At 36.7% G+C, this 26475-nt stretch carries 21 protein-coding genes, 15 tRNA genes and 4 pseudogenes; 14 read left to right on the top strand and 26 right to left on the bottom strand.

The window, feature by feature from the left end:
* The first annotated feature begins 173 nt into the window (after nt 1–173).
* Both GZ63_RS0107360 and putP read left to right on the top strand, forming a co-directional pair.
* Nucleotides 174–1763 (top strand): FMN-binding glutamate synthase family protein, encoded by a 1590-nt coding sequence (locus GZ63_RS0107360; RefSeq protein WP_029268271.1) that lies wholly within the window; start codon nt 174–176, stop codon nt 1761–1763.
* A gap of 399 nt (nt 1764–2162) precedes the next feature.
* Nucleotides 2163–3275, top strand: a pseudogene (gene putP / locus GZ63_RS16515) (sodium/proline symporter PutP); the annotation flags it as partial.
* 290 nt (nt 3276–3565) lie between these two features.
* Here the strand turns inward: putP and GZ63_RS0107350 are convergent.
* On the bottom strand, nt 3566–5737 hold the full coding sequence (locus tag GZ63_RS0107350) for a DNA topoisomerase III (RefSeq protein ID WP_029268270.1): 2172 nt from the start codon (nt 5735–5737) through the stop codon (nt 3566–3568).
* Between the two features lie 163 nt (nt 5738–5900).
* Between GZ63_RS0107350 and ytaF the strand changes: the two genes are divergently transcribed.
* Complete coding sequence (ytaF, locus tag GZ63_RS0107345) at nt 5901–6527, top strand: sporulation membrane protein YtaF (RefSeq protein WP_029268268.1); 627 nt, start codon at nt 5901–5903, stop codon at nt 6525–6527.
* Between the two features lie 76 nt (nt 6528–6603).
* Here the strand turns inward: ytaF and GZ63_RS0107340 are convergent, their stop codons facing one another.
* Together GZ63_RS0107340 and GZ63_RS0107335 are read right to left on the bottom strand one after the other, a co-directional pair.
* Nucleotides 6604–7395: an SDR family oxidoreductase gene (locus GZ63_RS0107340; RefSeq protein WP_029268267.1), complete on the bottom strand. Its 792-nt coding sequence runs from the start codon at nt 7393–7395 to the stop codon at nt 6604–6606.
* Nucleotides 7396–7432: 37 nt separating this feature from the next.
* On the bottom strand, nt 7433–8776 hold the full coding sequence (locus GZ63_RS0107335; RefSeq protein ID WP_038221045.1) for a uracil/xanthine transporter: 1344 nt from the start codon (nt 8774–8776) through the stop codon (nt 7433–7435).
* 472 nt (nt 8777–9248) lie between these two features.
* On the opposite strand from GZ63_RS0107335, the gene GZ63_RS0107330 reads away from it, so the two are divergent.
* Nucleotides 9249–10115: a CvfB family protein gene (locus GZ63_RS0107330; protein ID WP_029268265.1), complete on the top strand. Its 867-nt coding sequence runs from the start codon at nt 9249–9251 to the stop codon at nt 10113–10115.
* A 42-nt stretch (nt 10116–10157) separates the two neighbouring features.
* On the opposite strand, the pseudogene GZ63_RS18330 reads toward GZ63_RS0107330, so the two are convergent.
* The 3 genes and pseudogenes from GZ63_RS18330 to GZ63_RS0107315 form a co-directional block, all read right to left on the bottom strand.
* Nucleotides 10158–10271, bottom strand: a pseudogene (locus GZ63_RS18330) (IS3 family transposase); the annotation flags it as partial.
* Nucleotides 10272–10360: 89 nt separating this feature from the next.
* Nucleotides 10361–10921, bottom strand: coding sequence for a helix-turn-helix domain-containing protein (locus tag GZ63_RS0107320; RefSeq protein WP_029268261.1), 561 nt, complete (start codon nt 10919–10921; stop codon nt 10361–10363).
* A 69-nt stretch (nt 10922–10990) separates the two neighbouring features.
* Nucleotides 10991–11272: a hypothetical protein gene (locus GZ63_RS0107315; protein WP_029268260.1), complete on the bottom strand. Its 282-nt coding sequence runs from the start codon at nt 11270–11272 to the stop codon at nt 10991–10993.
* A 251-nt stretch (nt 11273–11523) separates the two neighbouring features.
* Between GZ63_RS0107315 and GZ63_RS0107310 the strand changes: the two genes are divergently transcribed.
* Both GZ63_RS0107310 and GZ63_RS0107305 read left to right on the top strand, forming a co-directional pair.
* Nucleotides 11524–12735, top strand: a complete 1212-nt coding sequence (locus GZ63_RS0107310; RefSeq protein ID WP_029268259.1) for a dicarboxylate/amino acid:cation symporter — start codon at nt 11524–11526, stop codon at nt 12733–12735.
* 86 nt (nt 12736–12821) lie between these two features.
* Nucleotides 12822–13610 carry an HAD family hydrolase gene (locus GZ63_RS0107305; protein ID WP_029268258.1) on the top strand — a complete coding sequence of 263 codons (789 nt, stop codon included), beginning with the start codon at nt 12822–12824 and terminating at the stop codon, nt 13608–13610.
* 37 nt (nt 13611–13647) lie between these two features.
* On the opposite strand, the gene arcC is transcribed toward GZ63_RS0107305, so the two are convergent.
* Entirely contained in the window at nt 13648–14586 is a 939-nt protein-coding gene (gene arcC, locus GZ63_RS0107300; protein WP_029268256.1) for a carbamate kinase, read from the bottom strand.
* 258 nt (nt 14587–14844) lie between these two features.
* On the opposite strand from arcC, the gene GZ63_RS0107295 reads away from it, so the two are divergent.
* From GZ63_RS0107295 to GZ63_RS0107275, 5 genes and pseudogenes are all read left to right on the top strand, one after another.
* Nucleotides 14845–15738 carry a cation diffusion facilitator family transporter gene (locus GZ63_RS0107295; RefSeq protein WP_226374329.1) on the top strand — a complete coding sequence of 298 codons (894 nt, stop codon included), beginning with the start codon at nt 14845–14847 and terminating at the stop codon, nt 15736–15738.
* Between the two features lie 112 nt (nt 15739–15850).
* The gene (locus GZ63_RS0107290) at nt 15851–16870 is read left to right on the top strand and encodes a hypothetical protein (protein WP_029268253.1); all 1020 of its coding nucleotides are present in this window, start codon (nt 15851–15853) and stop codon (nt 16868–16870) included.
* 303 nt (nt 16871–17173) lie between these two features.
* A pseudogene (locus tag GZ63_RS18810) lies at nt 17174–17500 on the top strand (replication protein); the annotation flags it as partial.
* 18 nt (nt 17501–17518) lie between these two features.
* The gene (locus GZ63_RS18805; RefSeq protein ID WP_404814839.1) at nt 17519–17743 is read left to right on the top strand and encodes a hypothetical protein; all 225 of its coding nucleotides are present in this window, start codon (nt 17519–17521) and stop codon (nt 17741–17743) included.
* Between the two features lie 245 nt (nt 17744–17988).
* Complete coding sequence (locus GZ63_RS0107275) at nt 17989–18288, top strand: lipoprotein (RefSeq protein ID WP_029268251.1); 300 nt, start codon at nt 17989–17991, stop codon at nt 18286–18288.
* A 148-nt stretch (nt 18289–18436) separates the two neighbouring features.
* On the opposite strand, the pseudogene GZ63_RS16505 reads toward GZ63_RS0107275, so the two are convergent.
* From GZ63_RS16505 to GZ63_RS0107260, 3 genes and pseudogenes are all read right to left on the bottom strand, one after another.
* Nucleotides 18437–19674, bottom strand: a pseudogene (locus GZ63_RS16505) (IS110 family RNA-guided transposase).
* Nucleotides 19675–20325: 651 nt separating this feature from the next.
* A tRNA-Ala gene (locus GZ63_RS0107265) sits at nt 20326–20398 on the bottom strand.
* Nucleotides 20399–20536: 138 nt separating this feature from the next.
* Nucleotides 20537–20689: a small acid-soluble spore protein P gene (locus GZ63_RS0107260; RefSeq protein ID WP_029268249.1), complete on the bottom strand. Its 153-nt coding sequence runs from the start codon at nt 20687–20689 to the stop codon at nt 20537–20539.
* Nucleotides 20690–20939: 250 nt separating this feature from the next.
* Between GZ63_RS0107260 and GZ63_RS0107255 the strand changes: the two genes are divergently transcribed.
* A complete protein-coding gene (locus GZ63_RS0107255; protein WP_029268248.1) occupies nt 20940–21140 on the top strand; it encodes a cold-shock protein in 201 nt (66 codons plus the stop codon).
* A gap of 106 nt (nt 21141–21246) precedes the next feature.
* On the opposite strand, the gene GZ63_RS0107250 is transcribed toward GZ63_RS0107255, so the two are convergent.
* Nucleotides 21247–22176: a manganese-dependent inorganic pyrophosphatase gene (locus GZ63_RS0107250; protein WP_029268246.1), complete on the bottom strand. Its 930-nt coding sequence runs from the start codon at nt 22174–22176 to the stop codon at nt 21247–21249.
* 603 nt (nt 22177–22779) lie between these two features.
* Between GZ63_RS0107250 and GZ63_RS0107240 the strand changes: the two genes are divergently transcribed.
* Together GZ63_RS0107240 and GZ63_RS0107235 are read left to right on the top strand one after the other, a co-directional pair.
* A complete protein-coding gene (locus tag GZ63_RS0107240; protein ID WP_029268244.1) occupies nt 22780–23892 on the top strand; it encodes an NAD(P)/FAD-dependent oxidoreductase in 1113 nt (370 codons plus the stop codon).
* 142 nt (nt 23893–24034) lie between these two features.
* The gene (locus tag GZ63_RS0107235) at nt 24035–24226 is read left to right on the top strand and encodes a hypothetical protein (RefSeq protein ID WP_029268242.1); all 192 of its coding nucleotides are present in this window, start codon (nt 24035–24037) and stop codon (nt 24224–24226) included.
* 86 nt (nt 24227–24312) lie between these two features.
* Here GZ63_RS0107235 and GZ63_RS0107230 read toward each other — a convergent pair whose 3' ends face one another.
* The 15 genes from GZ63_RS0107230 to GZ63_RS0107160 form a co-directional block, all read right to left on the bottom strand.
* Nucleotides 24313–24951 carry a YczE/YyaS/YitT family protein gene (locus tag GZ63_RS0107230; RefSeq protein ID WP_038221041.1) on the bottom strand — a complete coding sequence of 213 codons (639 nt, stop codon included), beginning with the start codon at nt 24949–24951 and terminating at the stop codon, nt 24313–24315.
* A gap of 192 nt (nt 24952–25143) precedes the next feature.
* Nucleotides 25144–25225: transfer RNA gene (locus GZ63_RS0107225), tRNA-Leu, on the bottom strand.
* 18 nt (nt 25226–25243) lie between these two features.
* Nucleotides 25244–25317 (bottom strand) — tRNA-Cys (locus GZ63_RS0107220).
* Nucleotides 25318–25332: 15 nt separating this feature from the next.
* Nucleotides 25333–25407 (bottom strand) — tRNA-Gly (locus tag GZ63_RS0107215).
* 5 nt (nt 25408–25412) lie between these two features.
* Nucleotides 25413–25487 (bottom strand) — tRNA-Gln (locus GZ63_RS0107210).
* A gap of 7 nt (nt 25488–25494) precedes the next feature.
* A tRNA-His gene (locus GZ63_RS0107205) sits at nt 25495–25570 on the bottom strand.
* 16 nt (nt 25571–25586) lie between these two features.
* A tRNA-Trp gene (locus tag GZ63_RS0107200) sits at nt 25587–25657 on the bottom strand.
* A gap of 11 nt (nt 25658–25668) precedes the next feature.
* Nucleotides 25669–25753, bottom strand: a tRNA-Tyr gene (locus tag GZ63_RS0107195).
* A gap of 28 nt (nt 25754–25781) precedes the next feature.
* A tRNA-Phe gene (locus GZ63_RS0107190) sits at nt 25782–25857 on the bottom strand.
* A 57-nt stretch (nt 25858–25914) separates the two neighbouring features.
* Nucleotides 25915–25991, bottom strand: a tRNA-Asp gene (locus tag GZ63_RS0107185).
* Between the two features lie 4 nt (nt 25992–25995).
* Nucleotides 25996–26072 (bottom strand) — tRNA-Met (locus tag GZ63_RS0107180).
* 24 nt (nt 26073–26096) lie between these two features.
* Nucleotides 26097–26172 (bottom strand) — tRNA-Val (locus tag GZ63_RS0107175).
* Between the two features lie 15 nt (nt 26173–26187).
* A tRNA-Glu gene (locus tag GZ63_RS0107170) sits at nt 26188–26259 on the bottom strand.
* Between the two features lie 13 nt (nt 26260–26272).
* Nucleotides 26273–26364: transfer RNA gene (locus tag GZ63_RS0107165), tRNA-Ser, on the bottom strand.
* A 1-nt stretch (nt 26365) separates the two neighbouring features.
* Nucleotides 26366–26440 (bottom strand) — tRNA-Asn (locus tag GZ63_RS0107160).
* Between the last annotated feature and the right edge of the window lie 35 nt (nt 26441–26475).

Raw genomic sequence — 26475 nt, 5'->3', positions numbered from 1 at the left:
TTTTTTTGACATATCACCGCGGTCTTTTTTACTATTATAACATGCTTCCGCTTCCATTTATCATAACTATAGGTTTATGCCGAGGAACAAGTTGTCAATACTATAGGATATTTCCTTCTTTTTAAACCAATCTAAAATAGAGAATGTCAGATATTGAAAGGTGACGTATATAGGTGAATACGGCAAATATAATGACGATAATTGGTTTTGTTACCGTTGCCACTATTTTCTTTACAACGATAATAATTGGTATATATTTATTTATGATTGATAAAAGACAAAAACAGCATCCCATTTTAAGAAACTATCCTTTATTAGGAAGAGCAAGATATTTCCTCGAACAGATTGGACCAGAATTACGTCAGTATCTTTTTGACAGTGATTTAGAAGCGAAGCCATTATCACGAAAGGATTATAAAAATATCGTAAAAAGCGCCAAATATAAACGGGATGTTATTGGATTTGGATCGCAAAGGGACTTTGAAGAAGCGGGTTTTTATGTAAGAAATTCCTTATTTCCAAAACTAGCAGAAGAAATGGAATTAAACAAGGATGACAAAGTGACAACAAACCGTTATATTTTACTTAAAAACCCCTTATTCACACAGCGTAAAGAAAAATTAGAGGAAGATACATCCATAAACTATTTACTAAACGATAAAGATGTTATTGTAATTGGAAAAAAAGCAAAGTATCCCTTTAAAGTTAAAGGTCAAATAGGAATGTCAGCGATGAGCTATGGATCATTAGGTAAGCAAGCGATAACAGCTCTTTCCAAGGGCCTTGGCATTGCCAAGGGAACATGGATGAACACAGGTGAAGGAGGTCTTTCTAAATACCATCTAAAGGGAGACGTTGATATAATCATGCAGATCGGTCCTGGTTTATTTGGTGTTCGTGACCTCGAAGGAAACTTCAACTGGGATGCATTATTAGAGAAAAGCAAAATTCCTCAAATTAAGGCATTTGAAATAAAATTAGGCCAGGGAGCGAAAACACGCGGAGGTCATATTGATGCTGAAAAGGTTAATGAGGAAATTGCCAGAATACGTATGGTTAAACCCTTTCATTCTATTGATAGTCCAAATCGCTTCCGTGAATATGATGACCTTCCCTCACTGTTTCAATTTATTAACCAAATTCGAGAATACACTGGAAAGCCAGTTGGCATAAAAATTGTTGTTGGCAGCCATCTTGAAGCAGATGATTTAGCGAAGAATATGAAAGAATTTGATCATGGACCTGATTTTATCACCATTGATGGTGGTGAAGGAGGAACAGGCGCATCATACCAGGAGCTCTCTGATAGCGTTGGTCTCCCCATTAAATCAGCATTGCCTTTAGTAGATCATGCGTTAAAAAAACATGATATTCGTGACCAGGTAACGATTATTGCATCAGGTAAATTATTTACTCCCGACCGCGTTGCAATAGCGTTGGCCATGGGAGCAGATCTTGTGAATATCGCCCGTGGATTTATGATCACTGTAGGGTGTATCCAAACCTTACAATGTCATTCAAATGCATGTCCAGTTGGTGTAGCTACAACGGACCCCCAATTACAGAAGGCGCTTGTTATTGATGAAAAAAAACATCGAACAGCTAACTATTTAATTACCATGCGTAAAGGATTATATCGGGTTGCAGCTGCCGCCGGGATTAGTTCACCCGCACATTTTAAACCTGAACATGTTGTTTACAAAGATGAAAAAGGAATTATATGGTCTTTAGAAGAAATTTATGAATCAATTGTAAGAGAATAATCCTATATTAGTGGAAGTAGCTGATCAAATCACTTCCACTAATATAAGGAATGTGTAAAATACACAGTTCAGGAAAGAATTGTATACATATTTGATTTTAAACATCACAAAAACTCCAACCTGCCATATACAATGGCTATTACTAAAGCAATGATTTGTCTCTTCTACAGTTTCTCCTCCCTAAAAGAGGTCAACAATTAATAGTAATGTTTTAGTAGTTCAAACCTATTTAAGATAGGCCTAAACGCTGAGTTAAAAGTATTTCAAATAAACCAATATTCTTCTGCTTTGATTGGCGTCAAAATGAATATTTATATCCATTTTGTAAAATGTTATAGAATAGGCCATGTTATGAGATTATAGGGACATAACATATCCCAAAGAACCAAGAAATAGTACCTTCTTAGACTTATTTCCGGTATTGTTATCCTCATTTTCTTTACCTTATATGCAACGGCCGGAATGGTTTCCGGTGGTAAACTGTTTGAAAGTGCGTTCGGGTTGCATTATAATATTGGTTTATTTTTAACGGTTGGTGTAGTCGTTGCCTACACGCTATTTGGTGGTTTTCTAGCGGTGAGCATGACGGACTTTGTACAAGGAATTATTATGTTCCTCGCATTAATATTGGTACCCATTGTTGCGTTTACAAGTGTTGGAGGAACACAAGAAGCTTGGAACCATATTCAACAGATTGACCCTTCATTGCTTGATTTATTCAAAGGCACCTCGGTTCTCGGAATTATTTCTTTCTTGGCATGGGGCCTTGGATATTTTGGGCAGCCACATATTATTGTCCGGTTTATGGCCATCAATACGGTTAAAGAATTGAAAACCGCTCGCTGAATCGGAATTGGCTGGATGGCGATTTCGATCATTGGCGCCATGCTCGTGGGGCTTGTTGGTGTGGCTTACTTTGCCGAGCGCCCTGGACAGCTTGGCGATCCGGAAACAGTACTCATTGTGTTTTCCAAAGTCTTATTCAACCCGTATATTACAGGGTTCATCCTGGCTGCGATTTTAGCTGCAATTATGAGTACCGTATCTTCTCAGCTGCTAGTTACATCAAGCGCTGTGACAGAGGATTTTTATCGAACTTTTTTCCGAAAAAAAGCATCCGACAAAGAACTCGTACTTATCGGTCGACTGGCTGTATTAGTCGTAGCAATTATCAGTGTTATCCTTGCTTATACACCAAATGATACGATTTTGGGACTTGTTGGAAATGCCTGGGCAGGTTTTGGTTCGGCATTTGGACCGGTTGTACTATTAAGCTTATACTGGAAACACATGACCAAATGGGGGGCACTTGCAGGAATGATCATCGGCGGTGTAACCGTTATAACATGGCTCCTGATACCGGGATTATCAGACTTTCTCTATGAACTCATTCCTGGATTCGCGCTCAGTTTAATCGCTGTTATTGTGGTTAGCATGTGGACTTCAAATCCGAAGAAACCGGTACAAAATCAATTTGAAAAAATGGAAGAAAAATTAACCACAGATACGTAAATACACTTTTTCTATCAAATGGAAGTGTCTATAAAGTCATTTCCATTCTTTTTTATAGAAAATATGTTACACCAGGTCCTAATGGAATGCCTAAAAATATAAAAAATAGTAATAAAAAGATCCAAATTGTTTAAAAATCAAGAGCGCTTTGAATATCCTTTCTTTGTTTTAGCTGGCAAATTCATCACTCCTATCTAATATTTTCAATTTTATTAGCGATGAAAAAATACACATCATGGAGATGTGTATTTTAGTATAAAATAATATCATAATTTTTAAAAAGATTTATTTTATTTTTTATATTTAGCAAGTGCCTCCGCTAAGGCATTATTTTTAAAATCATCATCTTGTTTTTTTAAATACTTATTGACATCTTTTCTCGATACTTTATGCTTCTTTTCCCGCTGCTTTCGCTCATTAAAAGTAGATAGTTTTTCACGGTGACCGCATTTACAAATAAACATTTTCCCTTCCCCTTCACCGCGTAGTTCTAAACGCTTATGGCAGTTGGGACAACGTGCATTGGTTACTTTAGCGATATTTTTTCGATGCCCGCAGGACCTATCCTGACAAACAAGCATCCGGCCTTTTTTATTCTTTATTTCAAGCATTAATTTATCACACGCAGGACATTTCGTACCTGTCATATTATCATGCTTAAATTTCGACTCACTCCCCTTAATTTCTTGAACAACATCTTTGGCATATTCCTTCATTTCCGCGACAAAACGGTCCTTTTTCAGCTTTCCTTCAGCGATCAATTGCAATTTCTGTTCCCACTCCGCTGTTAAAGCTGGGGATCTTAGATCTGACGGGACAAGATCAAGTAACTGCTTACCTTTTGATGTGATAAAAATATGCTTTCCCCTGGTCTCCATGTATGCATTATGGAATAGCTTTTCGATAATATCAGCTCGAGTAGCTACAGTGCCAAGTCCACCTGTTTTATTGATTGTTTTTGCTAAATGTTGTTCCTCTTTTTCCATATAACGAACCGGATTTTCCATCGCTTGAAGTAAAGTACCTTCCGTAAAACGAGAAGGTGGTTGCGTTTCGCCATTTGTCAGCGATAGACGTACACTTGAAAATTTCTGTCCTTTATCTATAGCAGGTAAATGTTGTTCCTCTTTAGCTTCATCCTCTTCAAAACGAGAATCGTAAATTTCTTTCCAGCCCTGTTTCTTAACTATTTTACCTTTCGCTGTAAACGTTTCACCTGCAATATCAGCAGTGATTGTTGTTTGCTCATATTCATAAGGTGGTAATAAAACAGCTAAAAATCGTTTTACAACCAAGTCATAAATTTTTCTCTCTTTATCATTCAATTCTTGTAAGATAACAGGTTGTTCCGTTGGGATAATAGCATGGTGATCAGACACATTTGCATTATTAACTACTGCTTTAGATAATTTTAGTTCACTGCGCTGTATTTTTTTGGCAGCAGTTGCATACTGATCTACCCCGCATGCTTGAACGCGATCTTTCAATGTCGATACAATATCCGTTGAAATCACCCGCGAATCTGTACGTGGGTATGTTAAAACTTTATGTTGCTCATAAAGTTTTTGCATCAATGATAAGGTTTGTTTTCCGGAATATCCAAAAATCCGGTTTGCATCGCGTTGTAATTCAGTTAAATCATACAACTGCGGAGCAAATTTCTTTTTATATTCCTTTTTAATGTGCGTAACTTTTGCTGTTTTCCCTTTTATCCGGTTAAGCAACTCATCTGCTTTATCCTTTGAAAAAATGCGCTTATTATTCTTTACATCCTGCCATGTAAAGGTTATCCCTTGGTTTGTTTTTGCTTCAATGCCATAAAATTTGCGCGGCTGAAATTTATTAATTTCCTCTTCTCTGGCCGCAATCATAGCAAGGGTTGGTGTTTGTACGCGCCCACTGGATAACTGTGCATTAAACTTTGTTGTTAAGGCACGGGTAGCATTTAACCCTACATACCAATCGGCTTCTGAACGTGCGACTGCAGAATCGTAAAGATGCTCATACTTCTTTCCAGGTTTTAATTGTTTAAATCCATCCCGTATTGCTTTGTCAGTCACTGAAGAAATCCATAATCTTTTAATTGGTTTGGAAACATGCGCTTTTTTTAAAATCCACCGGGCGACAAGTTCTCCTTCTCTTCCTGCATCCGTTGCAATTACAATATTTTGTACATCTTTTCGATTTAATTGTGATTTTACGATACTAAATTGTTTACCAGTTTTCTTCATCACTACAAGTTTTAGTTTAGATGGAAGCATCGGTAAGTCATGTAAATTCCATGTTTTGTATTTATTATCATATACCTCAGGATCTGCAAGCGTCACTAAATGACCTAGTGCCCAGGTTACAACATATTTTGGACCTTCCATATAACCGTTTCCTTTTTTATTGCAATGTAGCACTCTCGCGATATCCCGACCAACGGAAGGCTTTTCTGCCAATACAACTGTTTTACTCACGATAAAAATCCTTTCTCCTTAAAACATATATTTATTCTTTACCTTATTATACGTCATCTGCTAGTTTAAAGTCTTTCCTTATGTTTTATTAGGTGATAGCCCACCCATATTGCCCCATATTACCATACACTAACTTAAAAATGTATAAAGGATATGGTCATGAATGCTTTTTTATACAGGTTTACTTTTTTTAGTCATTGCTGTTAGTGTAGATGGATTCAGTGTTGGAGTTACGTATGGAATGCGCAATATTCGTGTGCCTTTCTTTGCTCTAAGCATCATTATGATCTGTTCAGGTATTGTTGTTTCTCTCTCAATGACAGTAGGGAGTATTCTAGGTTCAGTCATTTCTCCGCACCTAGCTGACAATATCGGCGGGATTATTTTAATTTTACTTGGATGTTTTTCATTTTTGAATATCATTCGGTCGAAAAAAGAAAGTAACCCAACAGAAAGCATTCCTGAAGCTACTAAAAAACTCCATCATTTTAAAACAGTTTTAAAGACTCCAGACAAAGCAGATATAGATAAATCAGGAACAATCTCTGCCGGTGAAGCACTAATACTTGGCGCAGCACTCGCTTTAGATGCTTTCGGAGCTGGGATAGCAGCAGCAATTATAGGTTATTCACCTTTTTTAACTTCAATCTTTATCGCATTAATGAGTGGCGCATTCCTTTTTTGTGGCTTAAAAATAGGTATGATTCTTTCAAAGAATAAAGCAATGCAAAAGATGACCTTTATACCGCCGCTTCTTCTCATTTTAATCGGTACCATGAATATTTATTAAAAATAAGACTGATTGTGTTTAACAAATCAGTCTTATTTTGGTATCAACAAATGCTATGAATAAATAATATTTTTCCTTATAACGCTTTAACAGATCCACCATCGACAATTAATGATTGACCAGTTATATATGTGTTTGCTCCAGAAGCCAAAAACACAACTACTTTTGCAAATTCCTCTGGTTGACCATATCTTCCGATTGGAATATTCTGTTCCGCATCGTTCTTAATGCTTTCTTCAGATACCCCTTGCTGCTTTGCTTTAATCTTATTCAAATCTAAGATTCTGTCTGTTTCAATAACGCCTGGTCCTACAGTGTTAATTAAAATATTATCCTGACTTAATTCTTGAGCCAACGTTTTTGCTAGGCCAACAATTCCAGGGCGCATTGTATTCGATAAAACCAAATTATCCAGTCTCTGTTTGATGGATGATGAGGCAATATTAACGATATGTCCGCATTGTTGCTTTTGCATATGAGGATGTGCTGCCCTTATAGTTCTTACAAAGCTAAGTAAGTTTAATTCAAATGCATGGTACCAATCGTCATCCTTCATATCTAAAAATTTCCCAGCAGGAGGTCCACCCGCATTATTTATTAAAACGTCAACAGTTCCGTTCCATTTAGATGCTTTATCTACCATCGCCTTTATGGCATGAGCATCTTTCATATCGCAAACAACATAATCTACATGCTCATTGTTAGTTTCTTGTTTTATTGCAGTAACGGTATGCTGCAGTGTTTCTTGTTGACGGCTAGCCAATAGAACGCTAGCCCCTTCACGTGCGAATTCAGTTGCAATTGCTCGACCAATTCCCTTGCTCGCAGCTGTAACAATAACTGATTTTCCATTTAAATGTAAATCCATTTTAAGGCATCCTCTCTCTTTACATTTCATCTATACTCTACTGTACAATATTTCTCTGAGATTCATGATTTGATTCATGTTGCTTTCCTAGTTTATCCCATGGAATCACATTCTCCAGAATTAATGAAAGTGTTATTCCTACAAGTAAACCATTGCTTATTAGAGGTCTTATCGTATTCGGCAGTGTTTCAAAATAACTCGCAGGCATCGTCATAATAATAATACCTACAAAAAGCGGAATAGCTGTCCGATATACATTGATTGTATTGAAATGGACATGTTTAAAAAAGTCCCATGATGAGTTAAATAATTGCAAATAAGCTACAAATAATACCGCACTTCCGATACTCAGCGGTAATAAAGAAAAGAAAGCACCGATCTGAGGAATAATCCCCATGATAAAAAACATAAATCCACCGATGATAAACGGTATTCTTTCAATTATTCCAGTCTGACGAAGAAAACCAATAGAAGAGACATATGGAGCATAAGGAACTAGCCCCAGCAAACCAGCAAGACAAGTAAAAATTCCGGTTATTGTAAAAGAGTTACGGTACTGTTTATCATCTGTATCTGTTTTATACATAGCATCTGTACCTTTTAATGCTCCAAATGTATTTGCCGTATTTAACAGACCTGTTAATACAGCAGTTAAAATAATTCCCATATCCCACGTGGGCTTTCCTAGTGGAAATAACTTAAAATCTAACGATGTTTCCGGATTAATTGATGCATCTGATCCGAAAATAAACACATAAGCAATCCATCCAATAATAATGCCAATCAGCAATCCATATTTTCGAATATTTGCTGATGCTTTAACACTAATAATGATGACAAAAGCCGCTACTATAATAGACAATAATGAAATAGACACGTGAATATGGCCAGATTCTGCTGGATTACCAAAAGGGATACCAAGCATTCCTTTCATAAAAATAGAAATTAATTGGCAGCCAAACAAAAACATAAACACACCCATCACTGATGAGTTGAAAAGCCCAGATAAATTGGACCCTAATCCGGTCAATCCAATGACAATCGTGATTATTCCTGATATAATAACTCCTACTGCCAAGCTTCCGCCTAAAACGGAGAGAGGCATCTCTTGCGCAGCAGCAGCTACAACAAGTGTTAAAAATACGCCCCACCATAAACCGGATTGTCCTTCCATAATTGCACGTTTATGTCCTAATACAGCTTGAGCAATACAAGCAACTCCAGTAACAATAAACGATAATTGTAATAAGGAAACAATCGTGTTTTGTTCTAAATCAAAAGCTGCGCCTACAGTTATTGGAATAACTACAATATTAGTGAAAATAAAAAAAAGCCACTGTAATCCCGCAATCCAGTTACTTGATTTTAAAAGCTCCTTCATTCATACCGAACTCCTGCCCTTTATTAGAAAAAAGCCTATTTTCAAACATTTTAGTTTTCAAAGAATGTTTAGCTATTCAATAATAGTATAAAAAATCCTTTAGAGTGTCAATAAAATCCAATATTTGACGTACCATATTGACAAAAGGGAGTTTATTATGGTATATTAAAATAATTGAGTAACTAATAAGTTATTTTGGCATTCTACGTAATGTTTTTAAAGATACTTATTCACACTGGCGCGACTGAGGGGTCGCAAGGACGTATGAGCAGGAAGGGCTTACGTTGCTTAAGTTAGAGAACATCCAGTGGAACATAGACCGCGGTAAAGTGAAATTTTAATGAAGTACAAAAATTTCCAACCCAAATTGGGTTAAATAATAAAATGATTCTTATGTGTTACTTTATAAATCAAAGGGGTATCCTTATAATGGGTACCCCTTTTCCAATATATATAGAAAGAAGGATCGGGCATGAGTAATTTACTAGGTACAATTCAAACAATGACTGTTAATCGAAAAATTGAAACAGGATATGTTTTAAAAAGGAAAACAATGGAGGCACTTTTACATCATAATGAAGCTAAAAGCGAACTGGCAATTGACCAAAAAATTGATGTCTTCTTGTATCAGAACAAAAAGAAACAACTGATTGCAACAACCTATTTGCCTGCTATTCAAATTGATATCTATGGTTGGGCAAAAGTAATTGAAGTCATTGATGGGCTTGGTGTATTCGTTAATATAGGAACAACAAAAGAAATGCTCGTGTCAATTGATGATCTTCCATTGATTGAAGATGTATGGCCTAAGCCCGGTGATAAGCTCTACGTTACTTTAGGTAATGATCGAAAAGGTCGTTTACTCGCTATTCCAGCTACAGAGAAAATTTTTGCAAGCGAATGGAATTTTGCTTCACATGAACTTTTAAATAAATCAGTTAAGGGGCGTGTCTATCATACAAGCAGAGAAGGATCAGCGATAATTACAGAGGATGGCTACCGTGGATTTATTCATTATACAGAAAGAAAAATCGAACCAAGACTCGGTCAATTAGTTGAAGGGCGGGTTATTGACGTAAAGGATGATTGTACAATAAATGTCTCTTTACGCCCATTAAAACAGCATAGCATGTATGAAGATGCTGATATGATTTTAATAAAGCTGGAAGAAAATAATGGTGTGATCCCGTTTAGTGATAAAAGTGATCCAGAAGACATTCGCGAAACATTTAATATTAGTAAAGCAGCCTTGAAGCGAGCACTGGGCAAATTAATGAAAGAGGGTAAAATAGAGCAGCGTGGTGGGTATACATATTCCATCAAAAAAACAAAAGAATAACCTATAAAAAAAGAGCGAGATGGTGGTTACTTAGAGTTTTGATTATGCAGCTGATTGGCTGGATTGAGTTCGGTATTCGACTGGACTTAATCCAGCCAATTTCTCTTTTGATCGTTCATGGTTGTACCAGTAAATGTATTCTTCAACCCGTCTTTTTAATTCTGCATCTGGATTTTCTCGGTCAAAATTTTTCACATGGTAATGGTATGTTGCTTCTGGGGTGCCCACGACAAGGAGAACATCTTTTAATCGGAACCCTTCTTCTTTGAGTTCGAATGCCACTTTTGCTTGTGCTTTTCGTGGAAGGCACTCTGATTTTCCCGAAAAGCTCTCAACTTTTTTAAGTATGCATTTTCTAGTCTTAGTAATTCATTCTCTCGTTCTAATTCTTCTTCACGCGTAAGTTTTTTCTCTTCGTTTTTCTTTTTGTTTGGTTTTTTAGACATAGAGGGTCGCCCCTTTGACTTTGGATTCAGGCCTTCTATCCCTTGTTCATTAAATGTTTTCATCCAACGGTGAATTAATGAAGGATTATTTAATCGAAATTGTTCAGCAGTTTCCTGATAAGAAGCACCCGTCTCTAACATAAATTGTATCGCATCTAATTTAAATTGAACAGAGTACACTTCCTTCACTTTTCTTCGTTCTAACCCCTTCATCCCTTGTGTTTTATAGACTCTTACCCAATCTTGTAATGGTGTTTGAGAGGGCATATTGTATTTCTTCGCTAATAATTTATATCCAAGATTTCCATACAAATACTCGGTAACAAGCTTTATTTTAAATTCCCCACTATACTTGGCCATAAAAAACACCCCCAAAAGTTAGTTTTCTACTCTAACTTTTGGGGATCGGTACCCGATCATCGCTCTTTTTTATGCCTTTGCATTTTGAAATGAATCCAAAATAGCTGTAATGATTAGACCAATTGCAGCTGCGAATAGAGAAGCGATTCCCCATCCACCTAAACCTGCCCCCATAATTTCTACTTTACCAAAAGTTGCAAACAAGAGTAGTATTAAACCAGCTGCAAAAAATACCGCACCTGGGATATAGCTCATAAATTTCTCTTTCGGTGTCGCTTTAAGAAGAATAAAGCTAAGAACAAGGGATGCTACGGTTAAAATGGCTCCTATTGTTAACACAGATTGAATCATGGTATCACCTCATATGTCTTATATATAATTACATTCCTTTATCTAGTTTACAATTGACTTAATACAAAGTCAATGAAACTTATCTTCTTTTACAGGAGATATTGTCCAGTGACGCACATTCGCATAACTATAATTATTAATTTTTTAGAATTTTCAACTAGATGTGTGAATACACTATAGTAACTCGAAATGAGGGCGATGTAAATGTATTGTTTACGCATACTCTATTTTAACCAAAGGAGGCTATTTTTATGAAAAAAAGTCTAATTTGGCAAATTGTAATAGCATTTATTCTTGCAATTATCACAGGTTTGATTTTTGGCGAAAAAACGTATTACATACAACCACTAGGAGACTTATTCTTACGTTTGATTAAGTTTATTATCATTCCATTAATTCTTTCGACCATTATCGTTGGCGTAACCAGTTCAGGTGATATTAAAAGATTAGGGCGCTTAGGCGGAAAAACAATTACCTTCTATTTATTATCTAGTTTAATCGCTATTTCTATTGGTTTATTGGCAGGCTATATTTTTTCTCCGGGGACAGGAACAGACCTTAAGCTTTCCAAAGCAGTTGAAACACCCGCTGAAACAGAGGGGGTTGTGCAGACCTTACTCAATATTATACCTACAAACCCAATTGAATCCTTAGCAAGTGGTGATGTGTTGCAAATTATCTTCTTCGCAATATTTATAGGGATAGGCATAACAATCGTTGGTGAAAAAGCAAAAGGAGTTCAGCAATTTTTTGATGGATTTGCCGAGATCATGTATAAGATAACTGGTATTATTATGTCACTTGTTCCGATTGGTATATTTGGCCTGCTTGCCCCGATAGTCGGTGAATATGGTCTTGCTGTTTTAATGCCACTTATTAAGCTAATTCTTGCAATGCTTGTTGCATGTTTAATTCATGCAGGGCTTTTCTATTCCTTCGCTGTTAAAACATTTGGGATGATGAATCCGCTTCAATTTTTCAAAGGCATCTTTCCTGCTGCAGCAGTCGCCTTTAGCACAAGTAGTAGTGCGGGCACTTTACCTGTAACGATGAAGAATACACAGGAAAATTTAGGTGTATCTAAAGAAACAAGCAGTTTCATACTGCCATTAGGTGCTACGATAAACATGGATGGTACTGCGATCTATCAAGGGATTACCGTTGTTTTTATTGCTCAATATTTCGGAACTACGTTAACGTTCTCTCAGCTATTGATGGTAGCATTGATTGGAACACTTGCATCCATTGGTACAGCAGGGGTGCCTGGAGCAGGATTAATTATGCTGACGATGGTCCTAGCAGCAGTGAATTTGCCATTAGAGGGGATTGCATTAATTGCCGGGATTGATCGGATATTGGATATGATGCGTACATCTATAAATATTACTGGTGATGCATCTGCAAGTCTTATAGTAGAAGCATCCGAAAATAAAAGACAAAAGCCAGCATCATATCTTAAATGAAAAATTAAAAAAACCAACTAACAAATATCCTTATTTTGTGGTAAAATCGTTCATAAAATTAAAACGATGCACAAAAGGGGATCATGATGACAGCATATAAACTACTTTTACTGGATATTGATGGAACTATTTTAAAACCTGACCACTCTTACTCTGAATCAACAAAAGAAGCAATTTCTCAATTACAGCATCAAAATATGGAAGTTTCTTTGGCTACTGGACGCCCGCTCCATGAAATAAAAGACCTTGCTAAAGAATTAAATATTACCTCCATGATCGGATACAACGGTGCTTTTGCTATTTATAAAGACAATATTATTATTAACGAACCAATGGCTGGGAACCTAGTTAAAAAATACCTTGATATTGCCAAAAGGAATGGCCATGAAATGGTTTTATATACAAATGAGAAAAATTATTTTACTTCATTAGACAAACCGGTTGTTCAAAAATTTATTGAAACGTTTCAACTTAGGTATAATGAACTTTTCACAGAAAATGTTATGAATAATATCTTAGGTATCACAGTTATGAATGTACCTAAGGGCCAAGCCTCACTTTATGAATTAGATACAAACTTGCATCTTTCCCGAGTGAATCTAAAAGGGGTTGAAGGAAGTTACGATGTAATCCGAAACAATGTTAATAAAGGCACTGCTACCGAAAAGGTACTTACTCATTTAGAGATTTCGAAAGAACAAGCAATTGCCTTTGGGGATGGTATGAATGATAAAGAAATGTTAAATGCGGTCGGAAATGGCTTTGCCATGGAAAATGCCCCTCCAGAGCTTATTCCTTATGCAACCTATACAACGACGTCCGTCTTAGACTCGGGAATATTTAATGGCCTCAAAAAGCTTGGGATCGTAAACTGATAAAAGTCAGGTAAGAACACCTGACTTTTTCCATTCATTATTTTGATATAATTGTTCCTGCTTTTTCTTCTATTGCAAGTCCAGCTTGGTCTAATGAACAAATGATAGATTTCCCACCTTGCTCTGCAAACTTAATTGCAGACTCCATTTTCGGTGCCATGCTACCGGCTGAAAAATGGCCTTCCTTTATATATTGTTTTGCCTCTTCCAAAGTAATTGCTCCCAACGCCTTTTCATTTGGTTTTCCATAATTAATATAGGCGTTTGGTACATCCGTTAAAATCATAAATTTATCTGCCTTCACTTCTGCAGCTAATTTAAAACCACTTCGATCCTTATCGATAACAGCCTCTATTCCTTGGAATGTACCATCCTCATTTTTAACTACTGGAATACCTCCTCCTCCAGAAGCAATAACTATGGCATTAGCATCTGTTAATGTTTTGATGACCTCCGAACCTAAAATGGACTCCGGTTTTGGTGAAGCAACAACCCTTCTCCATCCACGTCCTGCATCTTCTTTTACAACCCAATTCTTCTTATCAGCTAACTGCTTTGCTTCGTCCTCTGAATAAAAGACCCCAATTGGTTTCGTCGGGTTCTGAAATGCTACATCGTCTTTTGAAACTTGCGTTTGTGTCAACATACTCACAACTTGATTTTTCAATCCCATTCTTTGCAACGTATTCTTAAGTGCTTGGTCAATCATATAACCGATAAACCCTTGCGATTCTGCACTACATACATCTAAAGGAAAAGGTGGTATAACATCTTTAGCTTCTTCATGTTGAAGTAAGATATTACCCACTTGAGGACCATTACCATGCGTAATAATCACACGATGCCCTTTCTTTACGATTTGAGCAATCATTTCTGTGCTATGGTGCACATTATTTAATTGATTTTCATAATTTGCTTCCTGCTTTGGCTGCAGTATTGCGTTTCCACCTAATGCTATAAGTATCTTTTCAGACATGTCTTTTCCCCTTCCATTGTATTTCTGCAAGATATGACAAATAATTTTTCTCTTTTAAAACGTATTTAGGAAAGAGAAAATGATATCGAAATATTTTTTCAAAAAATTTAATACTCCTACTTTGTGAAGAGCCTTTTATTTTAGTCTTATCCAACATTATAGCATATCTATTACTATGTTATGTACAGTGAATAACGTTGCTATAGACCCATTCATACTTCATTTGATAAGCTATAGAAGATGAAAGGCGGTGGTCAATTGAGAAAAAATTCTCGTCCAATTATTATAGCTACTTGGGTTGGAATTATTGCTAATGCATTACTTACAGTGATGAAGGGAATTGGTGGAGTAATTGCGGGAAGTCGTGCGCTTTTGGCGGATGCCGTCCATTCTGCTTCAGACATCGCTGGATCAATTGTTGTTCTATTTGGTGTAAAAATTGCAATTAAGCCACCGGATGAGGAACACCCTTATGGACATGGGAAAGCGGAGAATATCGCTTCGATTATTGTAGCGCTATTACTACTTGTCGTTGGGATCGAAATTAGTATTTCCTCTATAAAAACGTTTTTTGGAGAGACACCATCCGCCCCTAGGAAATTAGCACTTATTATCATTATAATTTCTATCCTAGTAAAAGAAGCCCTCTTTCATTACAAGCATTATTTAGGTAAAAAATACACCAGCTCTGCTCTAATTAGTGAAGCTTGGCACCATCGTTCAGACTCCCTGTCATCGTTTGCTGCTTTACTTGGGATTGGGAGTGCAATGTTGGGTGAGTACTATCACCTCCCCTTTCTTATCTACGGAGACGCAATCGCTGGAATTATAGTATCTCTTATTGTAATCAAAGTGGGATACGATCTTGCCAAAGAATCTTCTAACATTATGATGGAAAAAGTACTTGATAAGAAAGATGCAATGAACTACAGACAAACGGTTAAAGAAATTAATGGTGTCCTTCATATCGATCAAATGTACGCACGTACGCATGGGAGTTATGTTGTGATTGATATTAAAGTCAGCGTTGATTCTGAACTTACAGTTAAAGCAGGACATGATATTGCGAAAGAAATTAAACAAACACTTCTGACAAAGTATAACGATATTGAAGATGTCCTTGTTCATATAAATCCATATAATAAAGCGTAATCAATGGTTCTTTCCTAAGAAAGGGCCATTTTATTTAAAATACTGAAATATTGATATATTCTTAATGGTATTCCATAATATATAATAGAAAAATAAAAAGGGAGTGTAGCCAATGAATAGCTTATTCCGAAAAAAAGAAGAATGGTTTACATTTTATGATGGAAAAGGAAACCCAATAGAACGAAAGACAGAAATACGTTATGATCCGCTTACAGAAGAATCATCTCGTATTGTTTTTGATCCTGGTATGTCTCTAACACCCCCGGACTATACAGAAGCTGCAAAACAAACATCAGGAAAAAACTGCCCATTTTGCCCTGAAAACGTACATAAACTTACACCCACTTTTCCTAAAGAAATTGCAGAGAACGGAAGAATTTCTCATGGGCAATCAATCGTCTGTCCTAACTTATTTCCTTATAGCAAGCATAATGGAGTCGTTATTTTTTCCGAAGATCATTATGTTCCTCTTTCTGATTTTACAAACTCTATGATAAAGGATGCATTTACAGCCGCACAAACTTATATTAAACAAGTAATGACAGTTGAAAAAAAACCATTATTCGCTTCAATCAACTGGAATTACTTGCCGTATTCAGGAGGAAGCATTCTTCATCCGCATTTACACGTCATCGTTTCAGAATCTGCAACAAATTATCAAAGACTTATGGAAACAAAAGCAAGAGAATTTACAAAAACACATAATAAAGAATATTTTACCTATCTCTATGAAACAGAAAAAAAGGAAGGAACACGCTGGATTGGGGAAAAAGGAAATATAGCTTGGATGCACGCCTACGCTCCAAAAGCACACAACGATTTTATAGCTGTTTTTCCTAACAAAATCTCATTTCAAGATATAAAAGAAAAAGACTGGGATGACTTTGCTCAAGGTCTGCAAGCTATACTTGCAACATTAGACGAGCAAGGACTTGCAAGCTTTAATATGATGCTGAATTTCTCAAAAGAAGCAACTCCTATTCATGCACGTCTTACACCACGTCTTACGCTTGGTGACCTTCATACCAGTGACATAAATTTTTTCCAAATGCTTCAAGAAGAACCATTAACATATAAGATACCAGAAGATATCGCAGAAAAGGCTCGCATACATTTTTCAAACATAAATTAAAGTTTCCTAGTAGGGGCTTGCCTTCCCCTACTAAATTTTCAGTACTTATGTTATTTTGTCTGTTCTATGGGGATGGGGCATTGATAAACAGTAACTGACTTACATGATTAGTAGGTGCTGGAATATGTTAAATTGGTATTTCGGTAATATTGTTTGCATCACATCAACCATTATCTTGTTAAAGTAATTAAATCTTATGAAAGTTTATTTCCATTTCCCTATTAAAAAGCTACCAATAATTTGTTGTACAGTTATTATACACCAAAATAATATGTCTAATAACAAAAATAAAAAGATGAACGTGTAAGGAATTGGACTTTTGTTGTTTATCCCGAAAGTGCGCCTGAAAATTGGCGTGAAATAGTTAGTGAACTGCGTACACCTTGGATTGAAAGTCCGTTACATGATAAAGATGTTAACCCAGATGGAGAACTTAAAAAAGTCCATTGGCATGTAATGATGATGTTTCCAGGGAATAAGAGCTTTAAACAAATTGAATCTTTAACAAAGAAATTGAATGCTCCTGTTCCGCAAAAAGTTGCAAATACAAAAGGTATGATTCGGTATTTTGCACATATGGACAACCCCGAGAAATATCAATACAACAAAAATGATATTGTTGCTCATTGTGGTGCTGATCTAAGTCAGTTGTTAGAAGTTACAAAGATTGAAAGATATACATTGATACGTGAAATGATGAAGTTTGTTCGAGATAATAATATTATAGAGATGATGGATTTATTAGATTATGCAATGGAAGAAAGGTTTACGGACTGGTTTCCGTTGCTTTGTGATAACTCTGCCTACATCATGGATTCATACATAAAATCGAATAGGTATAGAACCGAGGGGAATGAAAGAAATGACCGATAAATTAAAGGAATTTGAGAAAAAAGTGCAAAATGCAGACAATGCCCCATTGATTGATTCGCTTATAGACCATGCGAAAAAAAGCAGATGAAAACATTGATTACTACGAAGCCACAAAGATTATAAAACATGAAATCCTGAAGCGGTTGAAAAATCAATAATGTTCTTCCGCAAACGGCCCAGATTGTTATACAAATTTTATCAGATGCAATTCAGCTTATAGAGTTAAAGTAAGGAGGAACTAAAAGATGAAAAAAATAACTGTTATATATTTCTTGTTGTTTCTTATTATTTTAACTGGGTGTAATAGCATAAAATCGAATGATCAAAATATTACGGAGGAAAAGGCAAAGCAAATAGTTATAGATGAACGCTCAAGAGAGTGTTGTGGTGACGCGGAAATTATAACAATAATTTCTAAAACCAATAAATATATAATCCAATGGGAAATTGACTCCCTTAAAGAGGAGGGAACAGATAGCATTCATAAGAAAACTGGTAAAATAAAAGCGATTGAATCGACTCGCGGTACCTGCAAGATTAAATAGTGTGGCTTATTCAGCTAAACCAGCTAATAGTTGTCAATATTTTTCTGTGAAAAATATAGAACTTACATGATATACTAAAATTGGGAATGCCAAATAACCTTCCTTTACTTAACTGAAAGAATTTGCACTATTTACCTAAGATTGCTATTTAAGCTACATCTTCGAAAGGTGTTTTATTTTTTAATAATGCATAAATCCAATGTAAAAGCTTATTCGCACAAGCAATAACAGCTACTCTAAAGGGTTTTCCTTCTTCACGTTTCTTGTCGTAAAAATCTCTTAGTCCTTTATTTCTAGGGATAATTTCATCACCTGATTTTTGTTTACGGGAATCCCTTATACCGCATTGTACAGCCATAAATAGTGCTTGTCTCAATCTGCTGGATCCTCTTTTGGTGATACGGTTTATAGAAGCAGTAAACCTGCCAGAAGAGTATACACTAGGATCTATTCCAGCGAAGGCAACTAGCTTTTTAGGGTGATTAAACCGTTCTATCTCTCCGATTTCGGAAATGATTGTTGCCGCAATCTTTTCTCCAATACCAGGGATAGACTGGATAATCTGATATTCTTCAATTTCTTTTGCGAGGGCTTCTATTTCTACTGCTAATTTTGATAGATGCTCTTGATATTGAAGAACAATGTTGATAAACATTTTTAGGTTAAAGATATGACTTTGGTACAAATTGTTTTGAAACGGATTCCGCAATGCAGCTTCTCTCAGTTTTAGTGCTTTTTCTGCGGCCCATTTCTCTGAGCGCCTTGTACATAATTCTGAGATTTTATCTGTTAGCGCAGACTCACTCACACATAAAACGTCTTCTGAAGTTGGGAAATGTAATAGAGTCTGTAAAGATACTTTTGAATAGAGATTGCTAAAGACACCTCTGTATTCAGGAAATACCTGATCTAAAATTGACTGTAACTGCAACTTTGTTTGTGCGGCGGTGCTTGAAACATTTTCTTGTTGCCTTGTAAGATACGAAGGTTTAGGAGTTGAATCCCTCTCTTTTTATGCGGCTCTAACTCCTCTTTATAATATAATTGACATAGATGATAGGCATCGATTGCGTCAGTCTTTACCTTCCGTAAATTTGTACTTTTAGATCGATGAGAAATGAGGGGGTTAACAATAATATAGACATATTGCTGTTCCTCTAAAAATTCAATAACAGGAGTATGATAATGTCCCGTTGATTCTAAAATAACCGAAGGTTGCTTTCCGTCAGCCAATTTCTCAATATCTTTTAGAAATTCTAATAAACTTCCTAAACCATCTAGAGTATGTTTAACACTAAAGCTCTTACGATATGGCTGATTCTTATCTAAAAAGGCTTGAACCTGGCTTTCTCCTTTGGAAACATCCAAACCTACAACTGGATTCATATTTAAATCTCCTCCTCAAAAAAGTAATAAATTAGTCGGTAACCCCTAAAGCTGCTTGTAATGTCATAGGTTCGCTTGTTAAACGGGATCATTGTCCCAACCAGCCCAAAACATGTTTATACAAGTAGGGGGTGAACAGTTTTGCGGACGGGATCAAGTCCCACGGGCGCTACGTTCTACCCCGACTACCGTTATAATACGACCCTATAAGAAAAGGTCAACCAGAAATATCTGGTTAACCTTATATTACGAACGGGCGCGTTTGTTGAAGAAAAGATACGAGAGATTTTTCTTGTATCTTTTTTATTTTGAGTGGTTTTGTCCGCTAAACTAAAATACCGAAAGCGTGCTATTTTTAGTTTAGCTGAGTACGGCTTTCGGTACGAAAATTGCAGCGGACAAAATGGAAATTAGCAAGGGTTTAAGGTGGAGATTTTTTGAGCGAACTTCTCAAAAAATACTACCTGTCCTTTGCTAATTTTTAAACGGGCACGAGAGCAAAACCCCCCTTTTGCTGCTACCGGATACAATATTTATTCCACGATGTGCTCATGATGGATGCCAAACATCCAGATAACAAAGAATATTTTTAGTAATTTGATTCAATAAGAAAACGCCTACACACCTAGATGTATAAGCGTTTAAGAGGGATGGAGCATATCGGGCTTGAACCGATGACCTCTTGCGTGCCACGCAAGCACTCTCCCAACTGAGCTAATGCCCCATATTATTATTTTTTCGATCCAAATTATATTATATAATGTTTTATTAAAAATAGTCAAGGTGTAAGCGAAAAAATATTGATCTAATGCATTTTGAAGACAGTTTAAAACTGCCTTCAAAATATAATTCATTGTATTCATTACATATCATGCGATGCACCTTTGTTTTGACGCGAATGATTTCTATTTTTGACTTTTTTTGAACCATCAAGTGGCTCTCCATATGGTTGCTGCGGGCTTCGTGGTAGATTAGGATGTTCCTGCTGTTTCGGACCTTTTGGTTTTCCACCCATGCTTATTCCTCCTTTTCTCCATTATATAGATAGCTTTAAACCCATGAGGTGCATTTATTCATGTTTTACACAAACACTAAACTTTATGGGGCATTGATTTTTTAAATGTATAATTGCTTATTTAGTGGGCTATACTAACAATAAATATTGTTCGATTGCGCTATAAATAACTTTTAAAGGTTATCGTCTTGAACTATTCAGCAGAACAAAATAACAATAAATGTGATAATTACACTTGGAGGAATGAAAGATGAACACAGGTAAAGTAAAATGGTTTAATGCAGAAAAAGGCTTCGGTTTTATAGAAGTTGAAGACGGAGATGACGTATTTGTACATTTCTCCGCAATTCAAGGAGAAGGCTTTAAAACTTTAGACGACGGTCAAACAGTTACCTTTGAAATTGAAGAAGGTGCTCGTGGGCCACAAGCAGTAAATGTTATAAAACAATAGCAAAAAAGTTTCTCCTGATTTAGGAGAAACTTTTTAGTTTTAAACGAAGAAAGGCTATATCACAGGGAACAGATCATTCCCTTATGATATAGTCTTTTGATGTAGCTTAGTTTGTAAATGCATCCGTTAATTTTGTAACAATTTGCTTTTTGCGTGAAACGACCCCTTTTAAAAATGCACGGTTATTAACTAGTGTTTCACCAAACGCTTTTTCAACATTATTCTTTGCATTCCCCATCGCAAGTACTTCTGAATCATTGTTTAAAATATCTGTTACAACAAACAAAAATAACGCCAGATCTTTTTCCTTCACAATATTTTCAATTTCAGCTTCTATATCTGTTTGCATTTCATAGATCTCGCTGGCATCAACCGTGTTTATTTGAGCAATCTCTACGTTTGCACCATCAAGAGAGAAATTTTTGGCATCCATGGTAAGTAATTCTCTAATTGATTTATCACTTAAATCTGCTCCGGCTTTCAGCATTTCAAGTCCATACGTTTCTAGATTTACCCCTGCGATTTCTGCTAATTCGTAGGCTGCATCTACATCCTCTTTTGTACAGGTTGGTGATTTTAGTAATAAAGAATCGGAAATAATAGCCGACAATAATAGACCAGCTATGTCTTTTGAAACTTCAATATTATTTTCTTTATACATTTTATTTAAAATAGTAGCTGTACAGCCAACTGGCTCTGCACGAAAATATAACGGTTCTTTTGTTTCGAAATTTGAAATACGGTGATGATCAATCACCTCAGAAATACGTAAGTCTTGTATATTGTCAACACTTTGCTGAAATTCATTATGATCGACCAAAATAATATCCTTTATATCATTATCTACCGATTCGATATATTTTGGTGCCTCTTTTTTAAAATAATCCAAAACAAATTGTGTTTCTTTATTAACTTCCCCAAGCCTTGCCGGCTCAGCATTAACTCCTAATTTGTTTTTTAAGTCAGCATAGGATAAAGCTGAACAAATCGAATCCGTATCTGGATTTTTATGACCGATAATTAATGTCTTTTCCATAGCTATTCTCCTTCATATACCCCACTTTATTTATTGATAATACTCTACATACAAGGTTACCATAAATAATTACGTATTGGATAGCAATTTACATGGTATTCCTTCTCTGATGATTTTCATAAGCTTATACATTTCAAATTTTATCATAACGATGACCGTAAATTAAAGCAATACTAAACGATTTATTTTACATTTAGGATAATCGCTTTTATCATTTTAGGCGTAGAAGACTCCATACAATTATAATATTTCCTCTAAACAAACACTATTGTGGTATAATGAGAACAAACATTCCTGTTAACGAGGGTGAAGACATGTTGGTCAATAAAACATATAAATTTCTTATCCGCCTAAATCAAAAAAACAAAGATGTTGAGAAACTTGCATTACGTGACAGGAATGGTCCAAAATGCAATACATGATTGAGATATTAACACAAGTATAAACCTTCGTAATGAAGCGAATCGATTAACTACAGTAACCGAACCCCCACTTCAATTAGACCGTGAGGTGGAATAAGTGGTGGGTGACTCAAAGTAAACATAATAATAGGGGGAAATGAGAGATGATCAATCAATTAAATGGTATGAGGCAGATGTATATATGAATAAATATGTTGTAATTGGAGCCGGTATACTTGGTGCAACAACAGCATATCAGCTCGCTAAGACCGGAGCAGATGTTATAGTGATCGACCGTAAGGACAAAGGACAGGCAACAGACGCTGCAGCTGGCATTATTTGTCCTTGGCTATCTCAACGACGGAACAAAGCATGGTACCATCTCGCGAAAAATGGTGCACGCATCTATCCGAAACTGATCGAATCTCTTGTTCAGGATGGAGAAACAGATGTTGGATACCATCGTGTAGGTGCAATTAGTATTCATACGGATGAAAAGAAACTCGTAGCAATGAAGGAACGAGCATTAAAACGACGTGAAGAAGCTAGTGAAATAGGCGATGTTACATTGTTAAATCAAGAGGAAACCAAAGAATTATTTCCTCTTTTATCAGATGAATATCGTTCGGTACATATAAGCGGTGCTGCACGGGTTGATGGACGTGCACTTCGAAACGCTCTATTAAATGCTTCTAAAAAGCATGGAGCAAAAATAATCCAAGGCGATGCTAGTCTTTTATTTGAGAAAACTAACATTACTGGTGTTATCGTAAATAATCATAAAATATTTGCAGATACCGTCATAGCAGCTTCAGGAGCATGGATGAGCGATTTGATTAAACCTTTAGGCATAAATTTTATTGTTACAGCCCAAAGAGCACAAATCATGCATATTCAAATGCCCAACGTAAACACAAGAAACTGGCCTGTAGTAATGCCTCCGAATAATCAATATTTATTATCCTTTGACGACCGGATCGTTGTTGGTGCCACACATGAAAATGATGTCGGCTTTGATTATCGCATTACTGCTGGCGGTTTAGAGGAAGTTTTGACAAAAGCATTACAAGTTGCACCAAATTTAGCAACAGGAACCGTACTGGAAACAAGGGTTGGTTTCAGACCATTTACCCCCGGTTCTTTACCAGTTATAGGATCCCTCCCAGGCTATACTGGGCTTCTGCTTGCCAATGGACTAGGGGCCACTGGACTTACAATGGGTCCATATATAGGAAACGAACTTGCTAAATTAGCGCTTGGGAAAGAACTAGACATCGATATTGCTGACTACAATATAACTGAGGCAATCCAGTAAAATAACATTAAGAAAATGTGAACCAATGAGGGATATGCCTTCGTTAGTTTTAAGGGATCATGACTTTTAAATTGGAAGGTTGATATTTACAGTTGTCGTTAGATTTGATAATCTTAATTTAGATGCTAAAGGAGGGTTGCAGTTGAAAGGAAAAGTCGCTATTTTTATCATAATCGCTTTTACCATTATAGCTTTAATCATAACATGGTTCTGGTTACAAGATGTTATAACAGAATACGATTTAGATACATCTCAACCCTCTGAATCTAATGAATGGAGTACCTCTACTAATTCTGTGGATATTGATACTTCGTTTCCACTACATACGATGTAAATACATCAAAAATCCCTATTTCACTACTTTATTAGTGAAATAGGGATTTTTGTTTGCTATGTTTAGAATAATAATAGGGAAGTTGTTTATTTAACAGCGGATGCCTGAGAAACGTTCTTTTTCTCTCCCACTTTTTGAATATAAGCACTAGATTTTAAAAAAGTGTACTGGAAAATGGGGCTCTGAATGAATGTGAAAATAACAGTAAAAATAAAAACAGGGCCGCCTAAAAGAAGACCGATTAATAAAATAAGACTCTCCGTTATAATTCGTATTTTTCTAATAGATATATTTAATCTTTCAGATATGGATAACATGAAGCCATCCCTCGGCCCTGAACCCACACCTGCTGCATTATATATTCCTCCCCCAATTCCCATTACGACAATGCCTGTAATTATAAATAAAATATCTATCCAAGAATGTATCGCACTAGGAAGAAAATCCAGCCATAAAAAGAAGTCGACAAATAAACCAACCATAAATGCATTTAAAAAAGTTCCAATTTTAATGTGATTTTTATCCATTATCCAAGTAATCACAATCAATAGTGCACCTATAATTATTGCCCACGAACCAATTGATAAACCAATTTTTTCATAAAGTACCACATTTAAAACATCCCATGGATGAATGCCTAAATACTGCACCTTAATAGTCATCGTGATTCCTAAAGAAAAAATGATCATTCCAATCAAAAATATAGCCCAACGAAAGACAATCAAATAAATCCCTTCTCTCTGTAAATTCATTCTGTGGGATATAAATATGAAATGCAAGAATATTCCTTTATCTTTATTATAAAAAATGTATATATTTTAGAGCCAAGAAAGAGAAGCTAGTTACTGAATGTACAAAAAAAACGCTCTAGTTAGATTACTAGAAACGTTCGAAATTAATTTATAATCTATTTCCGATACCAGTGGCCGGGATCGAACCGGCACTCCGTAAGGAACGTGATTTTGAGTCACGCGCGTCTGCCAATTCCGCCACACTGGCATATAAAATACGATAATTTGGAGGCGGCAACCGGATTTGAACCGGTGATAAAGGTTTTGCAGACCTCTGCCTTACCACTTGGCTATGCCGCCATTTTAATAAAGTCTTGGAGCGGAAGACGGGATTCGAACCCGCGACCCCCACCTTGGCAAGGTGGTGTTCTACCACTGAACTACTTCCGCGGTAATGGCTGGGCTACTAGGATTCGAACCTAGGCTACACGGGATCAAAACCCGATGCCTTACCGCTTGGCTATAGCCCAATGATTATGGGGCGACCGGTGGGGATCGAACCCACGAATGCCGGAGCCACAATCCGGTGCGTTAACCACTTCGCCACGACCGCCATATAAAATAAATGACAGGGGTAGTAGGATTCGAACCCACAGCGACGGTTTTGGAGACCGTAGTTTTGCCCTTAAACTATACCCCTATATAATAGAATGGTGGAGGGGGGCAGATTCGAACTGCCGAACCCAGAGGGAGCGGATTTACAGTCCGCCGCGTTTAGCCACTTCGCTACCCCTCCATAATTAAAAGATAAGAAAATGCTAAAATGGTGGCTCGGGACGGAATCGAACCGCCGACACAAGGATTTTCAGTCCTTTGCTCTACCGACTGAGCTACCGAGCCTTTTTTATATTTTGGTTAAGTATTTCTAATGAAAATATATGTATAAGTCTTATAAAGTGGCGGTCCGGACGGGACTCGAACCCGCGACCTCCTGCGTGACAGGCAGGCATTCTAACCAACTGAACTACCGGACCAATTTGGTTGCGGGAGCAAGATTTGAACTTGCGACCTTTGGGTTATGAGCCCAACGAGCTACCAGACTGCTCCATCCCGCGATATAATATTAAATTACAGTTTCATGGTGGAGGATGCAGGGTTCGAACCTGCGACCCCTTGCTTGTAAGGCAAGTGCTCTCCCAGCTGAGCTAATCCTCCAATAAAGTAGTTTGATGACCCGTACGGGATTCGAACCCGTGTTACCGCCGTGAAAGGGCGGTGTCTTAACCGCTTGACCAACGGGCCAATCTATGTAATGTGGCGGAGAGCGAGGGATTTGAACCCTCGAGGCCGCGTGAACGGCCTACACGATTTCCAATCGTGCTCCTTCGGCCACTCGGACAGCTCTCCATGGCTCCACAGGTAGGATTCGAACCTACGACCGATCGGTTAACAGCCGATAGCTCTACCGCTGAGCTACTGTGGAATGGGTTTAAAATCGCCTGGCGGCGTCCTACTCTC

Source organism: Virgibacillus alimentarius (assembly GCF_000709085.1).
Classification (GTDB): domain Bacteria; phylum Bacillota; class Bacilli; order Bacillales; family Amphibacillaceae; genus Virgibacillus_B; species Virgibacillus_B alimentarius.
This window is presented reverse-complemented; position numbering and strand designations above follow the sequence as displayed.

Bases quoted from the DNA above. Each gene is read 5' to 3' on its own strand.
- ytaF (WP_029268268.1), top strand. From the start codon at position 5,901: ATGCTTTTTTATACAGGTTTACTTTTTTTAGTCATTGCTGTTAGTGTA.
- GZ63_RS0107340 (WP_029268267.1), bottom strand. From the start codon at position 7,395: ATGGATTTACATTTAAATGGAAAATCAGTTATTGTTACAGCTGCGAGC.
- GZ63_RS0107335 (WP_038221045.1), bottom strand. From the start codon at position 8,776: ATGAAGGAGCTTTTAAAATCAAGTAACTGGATTGCGGGATTACAGTGG.
- GZ63_RS0107330 (WP_029268265.1), top strand. From the start codon at position 9,249: ATGAGTAATTTACTAGGTACAATTCAAACAATGACTGTTAATCGAAAA.
- GZ63_RS0107320 (WP_029268261.1), bottom strand. From the start codon at position 10,921: ATGGCCAAGTATAGTGGGGAATTTAAAATAAAGCTTGTTACCGAGTAT.
- GZ63_RS0107315 (WP_029268260.1), bottom strand. From the start codon at position 11,272: ATGATTCAATCTGTGTTAACAATAGGAGCCATTTTAACCGTAGCATCC.
- GZ63_RS0107310 (WP_029268259.1), top strand. From the start codon at position 11,524: ATGAAAAAAAGTCTAATTTGGCAAATTGTAATAGCATTTATTCTTGCA.
- GZ63_RS0107305 (WP_029268258.1), top strand. From the start codon at position 12,822: ATGACAGCATATAAACTACTTTTACTGGATATTGATGGAACTATTTTA.
- arcC (WP_029268256.1), bottom strand. From the start codon at position 14,586: ATGTCTGAAAAGATACTTATAGCATTAGGTGGAAACGCAATACTGCAG.
- GZ63_RS0107290 (WP_029268253.1), top strand. From the start codon at position 15,851: ATGAATAGCTTATTCCGAAAAAAAGAAGAATGGTTTACATTTTATGAT.
- GZ63_RS0107275 (WP_029268251.1), top strand. From the start codon at position 17,989: ATGAAAAAAATAACTGTTATATATTTCTTGTTGTTTCTTATTATTTTA.
- GZ63_RS0107260 (WP_029268249.1), bottom strand. From the start codon at position 20,689: ATGGGTGGAAAACCAAAAGGTCCGAAACAGCAGGAACATCCTAATCTA.
- GZ63_RS0107255 (WP_029268248.1), top strand. From the start codon at position 20,940: ATGAACACAGGTAAAGTAAAATGGTTTAATGCAGAAAAAGGCTTCGGT.
- GZ63_RS0107250 (WP_029268246.1), bottom strand. From the start codon at position 22,176: ATGGAAAAGACATTAATTATCGGTCATAAAAATCCAGATACGGATTCG.
- GZ63_RS0107240 (WP_029268244.1), top strand. From the start codon at position 22,780: ATGAATAAATATGTTGTAATTGGAGCCGGTATACTTGGTGCAACAACA.